This is a genomic window from Archangium sp. (assembly GCF_057119385.1).
The window spans coordinates 1-14,132 of sequence record NZ_DBNGVP010000225.1 but is presented as its reverse complement, the minus strand read 5'-3'; the positions used below and the strand labels follow the sequence as shown (position 1 = coordinate 14,132).

At 70.4% G+C, this 14,132-nt stretch carries 15 protein-coding genes; 4 read left to right on the top strand and 11 right to left on the bottom strand.

Translation table 11 applies throughout. The features are described 5' to 3' along the window. Positions 1 to 120: 120 nt before the first annotated feature. From AC16DP_RS50745 to AC16DP_RS50710, 8 genes are all read right to left on the bottom strand, one after another. Complete coding sequence (locus AC16DP_RS50745) at positions 121 to 732, bottom strand: glutathione S-transferase family protein (RefSeq protein WP_329731624.1); 612 nt, start codon at positions 730 to 732, stop codon at positions 121 to 123. Beyond that, positions 729 to 2,270, bottom strand: coding sequence for a 2,3-bisphosphoglycerate-independent phosphoglycerate mutase (gene gpmI, locus AC16DP_RS50740; RefSeq protein WP_329731623.1), 1,542 nt, complete (start codon positions 2,268 to 2,270; stop codon positions 729 to 731). Before gpmI ends, AC16DP_RS50745 begins: the two co-directional genes overlap by 4 nt. An 85-nt stretch (positions 2,271 to 2,355) precedes the next feature. Then, the gene (locus AC16DP_RS50735) at positions 2,356 to 3,405 is read right to left on the bottom strand and encodes an MXAN_6577-like cysteine-rich protein (protein ID WP_329731622.1); all 1,050 of its coding nucleotides are present in this window, start codon (positions 3,403 to 3,405) and stop codon (positions 2,356 to 2,358) included. A gap of 132 nt (positions 3,406 to 3,537) precedes the next feature. After that, positions 3,538 to 4,662 carry an RNA ligase RtcB family protein gene (locus AC16DP_RS50730; protein ID WP_329731621.1) on the bottom strand — a complete coding sequence of 375 codons (1,125 nt, stop codon included), beginning with the start codon at positions 4,660 to 4,662 and terminating at the stop codon, positions 3,538 to 3,540. Positions 4,663 to 4,740: 78 nt separating this feature from the next. Beyond that, positions 4,741 to 5,862 (bottom strand): hypothetical protein, encoded by a 1,122-nt coding sequence (locus AC16DP_RS50725; RefSeq protein ID WP_329731620.1) that lies wholly within the window; start codon positions 5,860 to 5,862, stop codon positions 4,741 to 4,743. Positions 5,863 to 6,016: 154 nt separating this feature from the next. Further along, positions 6,017 to 6,481 carry a 23S rRNA (pseudouridine(1915)-N(3))-methyltransferase RlmH gene (locus AC16DP_RS50720; protein WP_329731626.1) on the bottom strand — a complete coding sequence of 155 codons (465 nt, stop codon included), beginning with the start codon at positions 6,479 to 6,481 and terminating at the stop codon, positions 6,017 to 6,019. Further along, positions 6,478 to 7,011 (bottom strand): ribosome silencing factor, encoded by a 534-nt coding sequence (gene rsfS / locus AC16DP_RS50715; protein ID WP_329731619.1) that lies wholly within the window; start codon positions 7,009 to 7,011, stop codon positions 6,478 to 6,480. The genes AC16DP_RS50720 and rsfS overlap by 4 nt, the downstream gene beginning before the upstream one ends. Before the next feature lie 16 nt (positions 7,012 to 7,027). After that, complete coding sequence (locus AC16DP_RS50710) at positions 7,028 to 8,296, bottom strand: glutamate-5-semialdehyde dehydrogenase (protein WP_329731618.1); 1,269 nt, start codon at positions 8,294 to 8,296, stop codon at positions 7,028 to 7,030. Between AC16DP_RS50710 and AC16DP_RS50705 the strand changes: the two genes are divergently transcribed. Then, entirely contained in the window at positions 8,295 to 8,633 is a 339-nt protein-coding gene (locus AC16DP_RS50705; RefSeq protein ID WP_047855600.1) for a tetratricopeptide repeat protein, read from the top strand. The two genes, AC16DP_RS50710 and AC16DP_RS50705, sit on opposite strands and share 2 nt — an antisense overlap. Before the next feature lie 23 nt (positions 8,634 to 8,656). Here the strand turns inward: AC16DP_RS50705 and AC16DP_RS50700 are convergent, their stop codons facing one another. Beyond that, positions 8,657 to 9,715: a hypothetical protein gene (locus AC16DP_RS50700; protein WP_329731625.1), complete on the bottom strand. Its 1,059-nt coding sequence runs from the start codon at positions 9,713 to 9,715 to the stop codon at positions 8,657 to 8,659. Between the two features lie 97 nt (positions 9,716 to 9,812). Here AC16DP_RS50700 and AC16DP_RS50695 point away from each other — a divergent pair, with 97 nt between their 5' ends. Further along, positions 9,813 to 10,355, top strand: a complete 543-nt coding sequence (locus tag AC16DP_RS50695; RefSeq protein ID WP_329731617.1) for a hypothetical protein — start codon at positions 9,813 to 9,815, stop codon at positions 10,353 to 10,355. On the opposite strand, the gene AC16DP_RS50690 is transcribed toward AC16DP_RS50695, so the two are convergent. Together AC16DP_RS50690 and AC16DP_RS50685 are read right to left on the bottom strand one after the other, a co-directional pair. Continuing rightward, entirely contained in the window at positions 10,352 to 11,437 is a 1,086-nt protein-coding gene (locus AC16DP_RS50690; RefSeq protein ID WP_329731616.1) for a TetR family transcriptional regulator, read from the bottom strand. The two genes, AC16DP_RS50695 and AC16DP_RS50690, sit on opposite strands and share 4 nt — an antisense overlap. Positions 11,438 to 11,677: 240 nt before the next feature. Continuing rightward, on the bottom strand, positions 11,678 to 13,087 hold the full coding sequence (locus AC16DP_RS50685) for a sigma-54-dependent transcriptional regulator (protein ID WP_329731615.1): 1,410 nt from the start codon (positions 13,085 to 13,087) through the stop codon (positions 11,678 to 11,680). A 58-nt stretch (positions 13,088 to 13,145) separates the two neighbouring features. On the opposite strand from AC16DP_RS50685, the gene AC16DP_RS50680 reads away from it, so the two are divergent. Together AC16DP_RS50680 and AC16DP_RS50675 are read left to right on the top strand one after the other, a co-directional pair. Next, positions 13,146 to 13,718, top strand: a complete 573-nt coding sequence (locus AC16DP_RS50680; protein WP_329731614.1) for an NUDIX hydrolase — start codon at positions 13,146 to 13,148, stop codon at positions 13,716 to 13,718. Between the two features lie 41 nt (positions 13,719 to 13,759). Beyond that, on the top strand, positions 13,760 to 14,104 hold the full coding sequence (locus AC16DP_RS50675) for an Rpn family recombination-promoting nuclease/putative transposase (protein WP_329731613.1): 345 nt from the start codon (positions 13,760 to 13,762) through the stop codon (positions 14,102 to 14,104). Positions 14,105 to 14,132: the final 28 nt, after the last annotated feature.

Here is a 14,132-nt window from a genome sequence, read left to right as displayed (position 1 = left end):
AGGCGAAAGGTGGAGGAGATGCGGCGGTCGTCTCCTCATCCACCCAACTTATCCGGTCTCTTCCTCCACCCAACCTACCCTGTGGTCTCGACTATGTTGAAAAACTTGTCGGACAGTCCACTAGGGCACGGCGTCGGTGATGCGGAGGTGCCTCGGCTGGGACTGGACCCGCTCGAACCAGGCGCGGATGGCGGGGTAGCGGGTCAGGTCGAAGCGTCCCGCTTCCGCCACGTGCGTGTACGCGTAGAGCGTGATGTCCGCGAGGCTGTAGCGCTCGCCCGCGAAGAAGGGGCGCTTGGACAGCTCGCCCTCCATGACGTCCAGGGCGGCATAGCCCTTCTGGATGCGCTCCTCGAGCTCGCGCTCCTTGCCGGGCGGGATGCCGAAGAAGGCGATCCACGCGCGGGCCACGGCGATGTACGGCTCGTGGCTGTACTGCTCGAAGAACATCCACTGGAGCATCCGCGCCCGCTCCAGCTTGTCCGTGGGGATGAACGGCGTGCCCTCGGCGAAGTACCAGAGGATGGCGTTGGACTCGGCGAGGAACACGCCCGGCTCGAGCTCCACGGTGGGCACCTTGGCGATGGGATTCTTCGCCTTGAACTCCTGGGAGCGCGTCCCGTTGGGACCCATTTCCATCTCCACCGTCTCGAAGGGAATCCCGAGCTGGTGCAGCAGGAGGCGGACCTTGTAGCAGTTGCCGGAGGGGTGGAACTGGTAGAGCTTGATCATGGGAGCAAGCCTAGCCGATTCATCTCGGAAGGCTTGGGCAGTCCCATGACCTGGAGCAGCGTGGGGGCGATGTCCGCGAGGATGCCGGGGCGCAGCTTCTGCCCGCGGAAGTCCGGGTGGATGAGGTGGAAGGGCACGGGGTTGAGCGTGTGCGCCGTGTGGGGCTCGCCGGTGGTGGGGTCGCGCATCTGCTCGCAGTTGCCGTGGTCCGCGGAGATGGCCATCACCCAGCCGTGCCGGGCACACGCCTGCCCCAGCAATCCGAGGCACTCGTCCACCGTGGTGACAGCGCGCATGGCCGGCTCCAGCAGGCCCGTGTGGCCCACCATGTCCGGGTTGGCGAAGTTCACCAGCGCGAAGTCGTAGGCCCCCGATTCGATGCGCTTGACCAGCTCCAGGGTCACCTCGCGCGCGCTCATCTCCGGCTTGAGGTCGTACGTCTTCACGTCGCGCGGCGAGGGCACCAGGTGCCGGTCCTCGCCCGGGTACACCACCTCGCGGCCGCCGTTGAAGAAGAAGGTGACGTGCGCGTACTTCTCCGTCTCCGCGGTGCGGAACTGGCGCCAGCCCGCGTGCGCGAGGGCCTCGGGGAAGATCTCACTCGGCTGGTCCGGCGCGAATGCCACCGGCAGCCCGAAGGTCTCGTCGTACTGGGTCAGGCACACGTACAGGCCCACGTGCAGGCCGCCCCGGTCGAACTCCTTGAAGTCGTCGAAGGCGAGGGCACGCGTCAGCTCGCGGGCGCGGTCCGCGCGGAAGTTGAAGAACAGCACCACGTCGCCGTCGCGGATGCGGCCCACCGGGGTGCCGTCGCCGTGGGAGATGACGGTGGGTTTGATGAACTCGTCCGTCACCTTCTCCGCGTAGGAGGCGCGGATGGCGGAGAGCGCATCGGGGGCCTTGGGGCCCTTGCCGTGGACGATGGCCTCGTAGGCGAGGTGCACCCGGTCCCACCGCTTGTCGCGGTCCATGCCGTAGTAGCGCCCGCCCACGGTGGCGATATGGCCGGTGCGCGTCTCGCGCAGGAACTTCTCCAGCTCCTCCACGTAGCCGAGCCCGCTCTGGGGCGGGGTGTCGCGTCCATCGGTGAAGGCGTGGACGTAGACGTGGGGGACGCCCCGCTCGTGCGCCGCCTCGAGGAGGCTGTAGAGGTGCTCCATGGACGAGTGCACGCCGCCGGGGGAGACGAGCCCGAGCAGGTGGAAGGCCTTGCCGTCCGCCTTGGCCTTGTCGAGCGCGGCGCGGATGACGGGGTTGGAGGCGAGCTCCCCGGACTCGGAGGCCCGGTTGATGCGCACCAGGTCCTGGTAGACGATGCGGCCGGCGCCGATGTTGGTGTGGCCCACCTCGGAGTTGCCCATCTGCCCTTCGGGGAGACCGACGGCCAGCCCGGACGTCTGCAGCTCCGTGTAGGGGGTGCCATTCGTGAGTGCGTCGAGGCGCGGGGTGCCGGCGAGGGCGATGGCGTTGTCGTCGCGTTCCAGGCGGACGCCCCAACCATCGAGGATGCAGAGCAGGACTTTGTGCTTGGGCTTCATGCCGGAAACCTAAGGGTGGGTTTCCGGCGGTGGAGTGGGGGGGATGCGAGGGGGGCGCGGGCGCTCGGCTGGTGGGCCCCGGGGCTCACGGACGGTTGGCACAGAGCCCGTTCGAGCACACCAGCCCGGTGCCGCAGATCCGGCCGCAGGTGCCGCAGTTGCGAGTGTCCGAGCTCAGGTCCACGCAGCCGTCCGCGCAGAAGGAGAGGGGGGGCGTGCACTGGCAGCGGCTGTTGGTGCACGTCTCGTCCACGGCGCAGGCGCGGCCGCAGGCACCACAGTGCTGCGTGCTGGTGCGCAGGTCCACGCACTGGCCATCGCACTCGGCCTGGCCGGACGGACAGGCACATGCGCCCCGGGTGCACACCTGGCCCGGGCCACACGCCCTGCCGCAGGCACCACAGTGGCGCGCGTCACGGGTGAGGTTGGCGCAGGTGCCGTCACACTCGACGCTGCCCACGGGACAGTCGAGGCGGCAGCGGCCTCCCACGCACACCTCGCCGGAGCCGCAGCCCGTGCCGCAGGTGCCACAGTTGAAGGGGTCGGACTGCACGTCCACGCAGCCCTGGCCGCAGCGGCGGAGTCCCGTGGCGCAGGAGTCCACGCACTCGCCTTCCTGACACAGGCCCGAGCCGCACCCGTTGCCACAGGCGCCACAGTTGTCTCCGTCCGAGCCGAGGTCCTTGCACGTGCCGTTGCATGCGGTCAGCGGAGGCTCGCAGGCGCAGGTGCCCCCCTTGCACGACTCGCGGGAGCCACAGGCCGTGCCGCAGGTGCCACAGTGGGCCGTGCTCGACTCGAGCGCCACGCAGCCGCGCTCGCACTGCGTCAGCCCGGAGGCACAGGCGTCCGTGCACCGGCCCTGACTGCACACCTGTCCTTCGGCGCACGCCGTGCCGCAGGCGCCACAGTGGGAGGCATCGCTGCGTGTGTCCACGCAGGCTGCCTCGCAGCGCGTCTGGCCGAGGGCACAGGCCGGGAGCTGGTCTCGGGGGACACAGCGCTCCTCCACGCACACCGAGTCCTCGGGACACCGGGGGTCATCGGGCTGGCCGCAGAAGGAGGGCGTGGTGCGTGTGCACCCGAGGCCAGTGACACACGTCATCACCACGAGCAGGAGCAGGCGCGGGAGCATGGGGGATGTGACTTTAATCCCCTTCAGGGAAGTGACCGAATTTCCCCTCTCCCGGAGGGCGAGGGGAAATGGGCGCGGATCTGCTCATGTGCTCACGGGCAGTGCGCATGTGCCTACGGGCAGGGGGTGGCCCTACTCGCGCCGGGTGCGCGTCTTGTAGGTGAGTACGGGGGCCAGCGTCGCCACCACCCGGACGAGCCCGGCGTCCACCAGGTCCTGCACCACGCGGTCGATGGCCTTGTACGCGGGAGGTGCCTCCTCGAAGAGCAGGTCGCGGTCCTCGCAGATGACGTGGCTCTTGAAGGAGGTGCGGGTGAGGGCCTCGGGGGTGAAGCGCTCGCGCATGCGCTCGCGGGCACTGGTGCGCGTCCACTTGCGGCCGGCCCCGTGCGCCAGGCTGTGGGCGTGGTTCGCGCCATCGCCCAGGGGCAGCACCAGGTAGCTCAGCGAGCCCCGGCTGCCGGGAATCACCACCGGCCCCTGGTCCGAGGGCGCCGCGCCCTTGCGGTGCAGCCAGCAGGTGTGGCCCTCGTACTGCTTCGGGGTGACGCTGTTGTGGCAGACATCGAGCACCCGCCGCCCCGCCGCCGCGATGCCCTGCATCATCCTTCCGGCGATGGTGGCGCGATTGGCCCGCGCCCACTCCACGGCGTGGTCATGCCGCGCGAGGTACTGCCGCGCCTCGGCCGAGTCCTCCACGAGGCTTCCGGTGCCATGCCGGTCCACGTGGGCCCGGAGGATGGCCTCGCCCAACCCGCGGGAGCCGGAGTGCACCAGCAGCAGGAGCCGATCCGTGCCCAGCCCCAGCGCGGTGAAGGTCTCCGCGTCGTGCACCGCGTCCACCCGCTGCACCTCGGCGAAGTGGTTGCCACCGCCCACCGTGCCGAGCGCCGCCTCGAAGCCGCAGGGCTTCACGCCCATGCTGGCGAGCACCGCGTCCGTGTCGCCCTCCCACGGCCCATCCAGGTCCAGGCGCGCCGCCCAGCGCTCGGGCCTCGCCTTGCGCGCGGGCAGGTCCAACTCCCACAGGCCCATCCCACAGCCGATGTCGTTGCCCACGAGGAAGGGATAGAAGAGGCCCTCGGAGGCGAAGGCGGCGCCCACCGGTGCACCCTTGCCCGGGTGCAGGTCCGGAAGGCCCACCGCGGAGCGCATGCCGGGAAGCCGCGAGGCGGCCTCGAGCTGGCGGATGGCTTCACCCTCCACCCACGACTGGGGCGAGGCGATGACACGGACGTGAGGGGCGGGCGAGTTCATGTGCCCTCGGACGCGCGTGGCGTCCGGTGCCTGACGGCGCCGGGGGAGGGGAGTCCCTTCAGGCTGCCCGCTCGCCCGCTAGGTACCCACGAGCTCGAAATGGGAGGCCTGTTCGAGCTGGTGGACGCGTGAGCCTCGGCGAAGGATGCCCCTCACGGTCACGTAACGCTGGGTGAGATGGGCCGCGGTTGCCTGACGGTAGTCGGCGGCTCCCAGCAGGACGCGGACCTTCAGCAACTCGTCTTCCACCTGGGCCTGGAGCACGACGGCGCCTTCGACCTGCCCCTGCTCGCCCGGCTCTCCCATCAACTCCACGACCCTGCCGACGAACTGGTTGGGCTGGGCCCCTCGAGATGGCCGGAGCTGATGGGACAGCTTCTCGATGGCCTCGTACATGTTCCGATCCACATGGACTTCGGACGGCACCTGGGGCTCGACGGGGAGCAGCGGGGACCAGGAGCTGCGCAGCCGCAGGTCGGCGCTTTCATCGGGCGGCATCATCTCGACGAGCGCCTCGCAGAGGTTGGCGCTCACCACGGGCTCTCCCTGAGCGGGCTCGAGCACCCTTCCGGGCTCGCCCGCCCGGACCGCCGAAGCCACGTGTCCCACGGAGCGAAGGAGCAGCAGGGATGCGCGCCTTCCGAAGGACTCTTCCTGGACCGACCGGTGGGGCGCGACATCCAGAGGCGCCTCCACCGTCAGGACGAAGCTCCCCACCTCCGTCTGTCCGAGACGGCATTCCCTCAGGAAGGCCTCGGCATCCGCGAGGCTCATGCGCGGGTGGAAGGTCGTCCCGGGTCGCTTGATGCTGCAGGCGCTGGACAGCAGCGCCTTGCGGACTCCGTTCACCAGGCTCAGCCCATTCTCGAGGTGGATACCTCCATCCTGCGTCTCCGCGCCCTCCAGGGCGAAGCGGTGGAGATCCCTCCTGGGCCGCAGCAGGTCTCGCAGGATGCTCTCCGCCGGGCGTTGTTCGTGCTCGGCGATGCGTCGCGCCACCGCCACCATCGCTTCGCCGTAATCGATGAGATCACGGTCCAGCGGCACCTGGACTTCCACGGCGGGAGCCCGGCTACTGCGATAGATGGCGGCCTGGAGACGGCGCGATGGGATGCGGTTCCACCCGTGTGCCTCGAGGTAGGAACGCACGTTCTGGTAGTCCACCCGGTTTCCGAGCGTGAGGAGCTGCTCCGTGTTCATGACACGAGCTCCTCTTCACGAGCCACCTTGCGCAGCAGGTCGCGCAGGGTGTCCAGGTCGAATGGAGAACCCGGCTCGAGACGCGATGGCCCGGACATACGCGAGGCTCAACTCCTCCTTGATGTCGTTGGGACTCAACATGCCGCGTGCCATCCTACTTGTGGTAGGGCTCGCCCTTGAGAAGGGTGAAGGCCCGGTAGAGTTGCTCCACCAGCACCACCCGCGCCAGACGGTGCGGCAGCGTCATCTTCGACAGCGAGAGCACCAGGTCCGCGGACTGTCTCACCCGCTCGTCCAGGCCCTCGTCCCCGCCGATGACGAGCAGCAGATCCTTCGCGCCATCCTGCGCCCGGCCCACGTACCGGCTGAACTCCACCGAGTCCAGCAGCTTGCCCCGCTCGTCGAGCGCGACAATCAGGTCCTGCGGCTTGCGGCGCGCGAGGATGGCCTCGGCCTCGGCGGCCTTGGCGTCCGGCGCCTTGCCCTTCTTTCCCCCCGCCTCGGGCAGCTCCATCAGCTCGAAGCGGGTGTAGTGGGCCAGGCGCGAGGCGTACTCCTGGACCGCGGGCTCATACAGGCCCGAGCGGTCCTTGCCGATGGAGAGGAGCCGGACCTTCAGGCCACCTTCTCCCGCGCGGCGTCGGCCCAGAGGCCCTCGAGGTCATAGTGCGAGCGCGCCTCGGAGAAGAAGAGGTGCGCCACCACCTCGCCGAAGTCCAGGAGCACCCACTGGCCCGTGTCCATGCCCTCGTGGCCGATGGGGCGCAGGTTCTCCGTCTCCTTGAGGTTCTTCAGCACGTGCTCGGCCATGGCCGACACCTGCCGGTCGCTCTCGCCCGAGGCCACCACGAAATAGTCCGCGTAGGACGTCATCCCGCGCACATCCAGGATGACGATGTCCAGCGCCTTCTTGTCCGAGAGCAGGGTGCCAATCTTGCGCGCCAGCGCATGGGCGCGCGGGTTCTCCGCGGGAGCTCCCGGGGCCGCGCCTCCCGGCGTCAGCGCCTTCTTCTTGGTCGTCTTCTTCCGCGCGGGCAGCTTCTTGGCCGCTCCCTTCTTCGCCGCGGTCTTGGTGCGTGTGGCCAGCGACGGCGCGCTCTTCTTCTTCGCCGCGGGCTTCTTCGTGGTCGTCTTCTTCTTGGTCGCCATACGTGTCCGGGGCACCCTAGCGCACCTGCCCCTGTCCCAGAATGACGTACTTCTGGCTGGTCAATTCTCGCAACCCCATGGGCCCGAAAGCGTGCAGTCGACTGGTGGAAATCCCAATCTCCGCCCCCAGGCCCAGCTCGCCCCCGTCGTTGAAGCGGGTGGAGGCGTTCCACGCCACCGCGCTCGCCTGGGCCTCCCGGGTGAAGCGTCCCGCCACCGCCTCGTCCGAGGTGACGATGGCCTCCGTGTGTTCGCTCCCGTATCGGGCGATGTGGCCCAGTGCGTCGTCCACCCCGTCCACCACCCTCACCGCCAGGATGAGGTCCAGGAACTCCCGCCCCCAGTCCTCCTCCGAGGCCGGGGTCACCGCCACCCCGGCGCGTGACAGCACCTGGACCGTCGCCGCGTCCCCGCGCAGCTCCACCCCCTTGCCCACCAGCTCCCGGCCCACCTGGGGCAGGAAGCGCTCCGCCACCGCCCGGTCCACCAGCAGGCACTCCGCCGCGTTGCACACCCCCGGGCGGCTCGCCTTCGCGTTGACGGTAATCCGCGTGGCCATGTCCAGGTCCGCCGCCGCGTGCACGTACACGTGGCAGACGCCCTTGTAGTGCTTCACCACCGGAATCCGCGCGTTCTCCGCCACGAAGCGGATGAGGCCCTCGCCGCCCCGCGGTATGCACAAGTCGATCAGCCCCTCCAGCTTCAGCAGCTCCAGCAGCGTCTCGCGCTCGCCCGGGGGCACCGGCTGGATGCACGCGGCCGGCAGTCCCGTCTCGGTGAGGCCCGCCGCCAGCGCCGAGGCGATGGCCGCGTTGGAGTGCGCCGCCTCGCTGCCCCCGCGCAGCAGCGCCGCGTTGCCGCTCTTGAGGCACAGCGCCGCCGCGTCGCTCGTCACGTTGGGGCGGGCCTCATAAATCATCAGCACCACCCCCAGCGGCAGCCGCACCTTGCGCACGTGCAGGCCGTTGGGCCGGTCCCACTCCTCCGTCACCTCGCCCACCGGGTCCTTCAGGCCGGCCACCGACTCCACCGCCCGGGCCATGCCCTCCACCCGCGAGGCGTCCAGCAGCAACCGGTCCAGGAAGGCCCCTCCCTTTCCGGCGGCCCGCGCGGCGGTCATGTCCAGCGCGTTGGCGGCGAGCAGGGTGGGGAGGGCCTCGCGCAGGTGGCGCGCCATGGCCCGGAGGGCCTCATCCTTCTGGCCGGTGGGGGCGGTGGCGAGCACGCGGGAGGCTGCCCGGGCGGCCTCGGCGAGGGAGCGCACGTCTTCCTTGGCAACGGACATGCCTCTCCTCTATCACCGCCCCATGAGCAACGCCCGGTTGGAGCAGTTCAAGAAGATGGCGGCCGAGTTCCCCGACGCGCCCATGGCGCACTTCTCCCTCGGAAAGGCCTATTTGGAGCTGAGGCAGTACGCCGAGGCCGCCCAGGCCCTGGAGACGGCGGTGCGGTTGGACCCGCAGTACGCCGCCGCCATGGTGTCCCTGGGGGATGCCTACACCGGCGCGGGGCAGACGCAGAAGGCCCGCGAGGTGCTCACCCGCGCCCGGGACACGGCGCTCGCCCAGAGCCACGCCAGCCTCGCCGAGGAGATCGACGAGCGGCTGTCCGGCCTGGACTGAACCCGGCTCCGGAGTGAGGCGCGCTACGGCCGCCAGGTGAGGCCCACGCCGCCCACCTGGCGGAAGTAGAAGAGGCCATTGCGCGACAGTTCGGTGCCGTACATGGCGAAGGAGAGCTCCACGTCCACCCGCTCGCTCAGGGGCCGGGCCAGCTTCAGCGACAGCATGTGCTGGGCCTCCTCGTCGTCGAGCAGGGTGATCTCCGGCGAGAGGAAGACGCCGTCCGGGTAGGCGTTGAGGCCCAGCGCGCCCTGGGCCATGAGCGTCAGCTTCCAGGGCAGCCGCACCCCCGCGGTGCCGCTCAGCCGGTGGCGCTGCACGGACTCGCCATAGCTGTTGGAGCTCGTCTCCAGGTACGAGTAGGAGAGCCCCAGCGCCACCGGGCCCTTGTAGCTGTAGCCCGCGCTCGCCAGCAGCACGCCGTCCTGGCGCCGTCCCGTCCACTCGGGCGTGGTGCCCGGCGGGTAGCGCTGGGAGGTGCTGAAGCGGCGCTGGCCGTACTCGCCGGTGACGGTGAAGGCGTGGCGCTTGTCCAGGCGGAAGCGCGCGAGGAAGCCCACCTCGGGGCTGCCGAAGCTGGCGGAGAAGTCGGGCCGGTAGAGGAAGCGGTGCGCTCCGGCGCGCAGGCGCAGGGAGAGCCGCGCATCCGGGGCGTGCTCGAGGAAGGCGGACGCCGCCAGGTCCGTGTACGCGCGGCTGCCGCCCCGCCGGTCCTTGGCCCGCCCCTCCACGCCCACGCCCAGCGTCTCGCCCACGGCGAGCGAGCCCTCCAGCGCGGCGGCCTGCACCAGCACGTCCTCGCTGGGAAAGGCCACGTACTTGCGGCCTCCGCCGTCATAGCGGCCCACCAGCTGCCAGCGGTCCGCGGTGTAGCGGCCCTCCGCCGTGACGAGCAGGCTGAGCACCGCGTCCGTGGTGTTGGGCGGCGAGTCCCCCTGGTAGAAGTCGCGCGGCGCGTTGCCGTCCAGCATCAGCCGGCCCGCCACGCGCAGCTGTCCCTCCACGTCGGCGGCATGCGCGCCACCAGCGAGCGCCAGGGAAGACACCACGAGCGCGGAGAGGAGCCGTCTCAACGGGCGCACCATACTCCGTGCACTGTCCGCATGCCCTGTCCACGAGAGGGCAGCCGGCCGGGCGGGGCGATGACTGCGCGCCCGGACGATCGGTAGAGTGGGTGTCATGCGACTCACTTCCGTACTCTCCGTCTGTGCCCTGCTCGCGCTCGTGTCCTGTGGCCCCCCCGGCTTCCTGGCCGAGGTGAAGGGAGAGACCACCGTGGCCGGAGATCCAACGGGCATCTCCACCGTCCTCGATGCGTTCCCGGCCATCGGCAGCTTCTCCAACCTCGACTTCGACCAGAACCAGGACTTCAAGAACCAGGGCGTCACCAAGGAGCAGGTGTCCTCGGTGAAGCTCCAGTCCCTGGAGCTCAAGGTGCTCTCCCCCTCGGACCAGGACTTCTCCTTCCTCGACACGCTGGAGTTCTACGCGAAGACGGGGGACCAGGAGGTGCTGGTGGCCTCCAAGAAGAACATCGCCTCGCTGAACCTCAAGGCGCCCAACCCGGTGTTGGTGCTGGACGTGACGGACGCGGAGCTGCAGCCCTTCATCACCGCGCCCTCCATGAGCCTCGGCGTGCGGGGCAAGGGCCGCAAGCCCTCGAGGGAAGTGCGCCTGGAGGCCAACGTGAAGCTGGACGTGAAGGTGCGGCTGCTGGACTAGCGCAGCTCGCGGGCCCGGCGCTCCAGCGAGTCCGCGCGGGAGTCCAGCTCGCGCGCGAGCGACTCGAGCCGGGCCGCCTCCGCCTCCAGGCCGCGCAGGTCCTCCGGGTTGCCGCTGGCGAGCGCCTGGGCGCGCACCGTGCCCACCTGGGGCCGGTTGTCCGAGGCGCGGTAGACGGGCGACTGGACCTGCTCCCCCATCTCTCCGCCGCCCCCTCCCGGCGAGGCGGGTGTCCCCGGGACCGGCGAGCCTCCGCCATTGGACGGGTAGGGCGGGGCCGCATCCCCCTGGGCGCCCCCTGAGAACACGTTCTCCGGGAACAGGCCTCCACCGCTGCGCTGGGAGGCTTCCACGGAGATGGACTTCGTGGACGCGTTGAAGCGCAGGCGCATGTGCCGGTCCTGCTCGTCGAACATGGACTCCTCGCCGAGGAAGTCGCTCATGCGCCGGTCCAGCTCGCGCTCCTCGCGCAGCTCGGTGATGCGGCCGTGCAGGGCCTTCAAGCGCTGGCGCACCTTGTCCTCGGAGTCACGCAGCACGTCCGCCTGCTCCAGCAGATCCTCGGGGTCGTCGCTGGACTCGCGGCGGTCCAGCGCCGGCTCATGGGAGGCGGGCAGGGCGGAGCGCAGGGCATCGCGCTCGGCGCGCAGGTCGCGCATGCGCGCGATCAGCTTGGAGCGGGCCTCGCGGTCCGGGGTGGCGTCCCAGGCGGCACGCACCCGGGCCAGCTCCTCGGAGAGCGCCGAGTGCAGCGCCAGGTTGCGGCGCTCCGCCTCGGTCTCGGCCCCGGCGAGCGACTGGGCCAGCCCGGACAGCTGGCCGGACAGCTCCTGCGACTGCCGCAGCGCCGTCTCCAGCTCCGGGCCCGCCACCAGCCGGCCCTTCTGCTCGGACTTGAGCTGCTCGATGCGGCCCGCCAGGGTGTTGAGCTCCGAGCGCAGCACCTGCTGCCTGTCTCGCAGGTCTCTCACCTGGGTCCGCGCCGTCCGGGCCTCGAGCCGCAGCGCGTCCACGCCCGAGGCCGCCCAGACGGGCGTACCCAGGGAGAGACACAGCAGCAGGGGCAGCAGGACGCGCTTCATCAATCCCCTCCCCGCAGCAAGCCGGATGCCAGGGCCCCGCCGCGACAGGGCGGTGGGGTGCCCGCGAAACCCGAGAGGTTCCGGGGACTTCGCGCACGGGTGGGCCAGGGCTGTCACGGGGGAATGACGGAAAACCACGATGGGAGCGGGGGGGCGGTAGATTTTCGAGGGGACGGTTCCTTTTTTACAGCCAGATGAGGCGCTCCGCCACCCGCCGTGTGCCCGCCTGCCGGAGCCCGCTCAGTTCTCCTCGGGGCGCTCGCTCCTGGCGATGAAGCCGTACTTCTCCAGCTTGTAGTAGAGCGCGGACGTCTTGATGCCGAGCAGCCGGGCCGTCTCCGTCTTCACGCCGCCGGCCTTCTCGTAGGCGCGGGCGATGAGCTGGCGCTCGAGGTCCTCGAGGATGTCGGGCAGGGGCCGGTCCCCCATGGGCACGGGCAGGCCCGAGTCGCTCCGGGGCGCGGTGCCGGTGAGGTGCGTGGGCAGGTCCGTGGCCGCGAGCGTCTCGCCCTCGGCGAAGACGAGCGACTGCTCGATGACGTTCTCCAACTCGCGCACGTTGCCCGGCCAGGCGTAGCGGGCCAGCGCGCGCAGGGCGCTGTCCTCCAGGCTCTTCACCCGCTTGTTCACCCGCGAGGCGTGCTTGGCCACGAAGTGACGCGCCAGCGCGGTGATGTCCTCGGGGCGCTCGCGCAGGGGCGGAATCTGCAGCGGGACGATGTGCAGCCGGTAGTAGAGGTCCTCGCGGAAGCGGCCGGCCTTCACCTCGGCCTGGAGGTCGCGGTGGGTGGCGCTCACCACGCGCACGTCCACCTTGAGCGTCTCCTCGCCGCCCACGCGTTGGATCTCCTTCTCCTGGAGCACGCGCAGCAGCTTCGTCTGGACGGAGTGGGGGATTTCACCAATCTCGTCGAGGAAGAGGGTGCCGCCGTCGGCGAGCTCGAAGCGGCCGAGCTTGCGCTTGACGGCGCCGGTGAAGGAGCCGCGCTCGTGGCCGAAGAGCTCGCTCTCCAGGAGCGTCTCGGCGAGGGCGGCGCAGTGGACGACGACGAAGGGCCCGTCCTTGCGCGGGGAGAGCTGGTGGAGCATGCGCGCCACGAGCTCCTTGCCGGTGCCGGACTCGCCGCGCACGAAGACGGTGGCGTCGGTGGCGGCGGCCTTGCGCACCATGCCCACGAGCCGCTGCATGGGCTCGCTGTCCCCCACCATGAGGTTGCCGTGGGCGAGGGCGGCGTCGGCCTCGAATGCCTCGGTGCGGGCGGACAGGCGCTCCACCTGGCGGCGGGCGGAGGACAGCTCGAGGCCCTTCTCCACCTTGGCGCGCAGCACGTCCGGGGTGAAGGGCTTGGTGATGAAGTCGTAGGCGCCCTGCTGCATGGCCTGCACGGCCGTCTCGATGGTGCCGAAGGCGGTGACGACCATGACGACGGCGGCCGGGTCATGCGCCTTGAGCGTCCGGGTGACGGCGATGCCGTCCATGCCGTCCATCTTCAGGTCGGTGACGACGAGATCGAAGGGCGTCTTCTTGTAGGCGGAGACACCGTCGGTGCCGGAGCGGGCGGCCGTCACGGTGTGGCCGGAGCGGGTGAGGGTGACGGCCATGCCCTCGCGGAGGGTGTCGTGGTCGTCGATGACGAGGATACGGGCCATGAGGGGCACCCTATATCGTCCTGGCGCCCGCCGTCGAAGTGGGCACAATCCGCCCCTCATGAGCAGCCCCCTGACGTCCCTGAATGAGTTGCTGGCCCGCCACGTTCCCTCGGACGACAAGGAGCGGGAGGACCTGGCGAAGATGCGCGCCCTGGCCACGGAGCTGGAGAAGCCCTTCTCGCGGTCCCAGGAGCGGGGACACTTCACCGGCAGTGCGGTGGTGGTGGATCCGTCGGGCGAGCGGGTGGCGCTGGTGTACCACGGCAAGGTGCACCGGTGGCTGCAGCCGGGAGGACACGCGGAGGAGGCGGACGCGGGCAGCATGGAGGCCACGGCGCTGCGCGAGGCGCGCGAGGAGACGGGCTGCCGGGTGCGGCTGCACGAGCGGGCGCCGAGTCCGCTGGACGTGGACGTGCACACCATCGCGGCGCGCAAGGGCGAGCCGGAGCACCTGCACCTGGACGTGCGCTTCCTGGTGGTGGCGGAGAACCCCGAGGCGCTGGCGCATGACCCCGCGGAGTCGTTCGGGGCGCAGTGGGTGACGTGGGACGAGGCGCTGGCGCGCACGGCGGGCGAGGCGCCGCTGCGGCGCATGATGGAGAAGGCGCGGGCCGTGGTGCGCGCGGGCTGAGACAGGTCCCTGGCCCGCCGCGTGCTTGAGCGCGGTCCGACATGTCTGGACCGCATGATCTCTTCGCCCGGTACACCTTCGGCCACCCCGAGCGGGCCGCCGCTGAATTGCGCGCCGTGCTGCCCGCGCATGTCGTCTCCGAGGTGGACTGGTCGTCCCTGCGGCGAGAGCCCGGCAGCGTGGTGGACCCCGAGCTGCGCGAGACCGAGAGCGACCTGCTCTTCACGGCACGGATGCGCACGGGCCAGCCGCTGCTGCTGTACGTGCTACTCGAACACCAATCGTCCGTGGACGTCGCGAAGACGCAAACCAGAAAAACCTCATCCGCTTCTCGCTCCACCGCCGGGTCTTCAAGCGCGCCAGGCGCCCATCTTCTTCGTGCGTAGCCAATCGGCCAGGCAGCCTCTGCTCTCA

Bases quoted from the DNA above. Each gene is read 5' to 3' on its own strand.
- AC16DP_RS50685 (WP_329731615.1), bottom strand. From the start codon at position 13,087: ATGGCCCGTATCCTCGTCATCGACGACCACGACACCCTCCGCGAGGGC.
- AC16DP_RS50745 (WP_329731624.1), bottom strand. From the start codon at position 732: ATGATCAAGCTCTACCAGTTCCACCCCTCCGGCAACTGCTACAAGGTC.
- AC16DP_RS50735 (WP_329731622.1), bottom strand. From the start codon at position 3,405: ATGCTCCCGCGCCTGCTCCTGCTCGTGGTGATGACGTGTGTCACTGGC.
- gpmI (WP_329731623.1), bottom strand. From the start codon at position 2,270: ATGAAGCCCAAGCACAAAGTCCTGCTCTGCATCCTCGATGGTTGGGGC.
- AC16DP_RS50675 (WP_329731613.1), top strand. From the start codon at position 13,760: ATGTCTGGACCGCATGATCTCTTCGCCCGGTACACCTTCGGCCACCCC.
- AC16DP_RS50695 (WP_329731617.1), top strand. From the start codon at position 9,813: ATGCGACTCACTTCCGTACTCTCCGTCTGTGCCCTGCTCGCGCTCGTG.
- AC16DP_RS50680 (WP_329731614.1), top strand. From the start codon at position 13,146: ATGAGCAGCCCCCTGACGTCCCTGAATGAGTTGCTGGCCCGCCACGTT.
- AC16DP_RS50710 (WP_329731618.1), bottom strand. From the start codon at position 8,296: ATGTCCGTTGCCAAGGAAGACGTGCGCTCCCTCGCCGAGGCCGCCCGG.
- AC16DP_RS50725 (WP_329731620.1), bottom strand. From the start codon at position 5,862: ATGAACACGGAGCAGCTCCTCACGCTCGGAAACCGGGTGGACTACCAG.
- AC16DP_RS50690 (WP_329731616.1), bottom strand. From the start codon at position 11,437: ATGAAGCGCGTCCTGCTGCCCCTGCTGCTGTGTCTCTCCCTGGGTACG.
- AC16DP_RS50730 (WP_329731621.1), bottom strand. From the start codon at position 4,662: ATGAACTCGCCCGCCCCTCACGTCCGTGTCATCGCCTCGCCCCAGTCG.
- AC16DP_RS50705 (WP_047855600.1), top strand. From the start codon at position 8,295: ATGCCTCTCCTCTATCACCGCCCCATGAGCAACGCCCGGTTGGAGCAG.
- rsfS (WP_329731619.1), bottom strand. From the start codon at position 7,011: ATGGCGACCAAGAAGAAGACGACCACGAAGAAGCCCGCGGCGAAGAAG.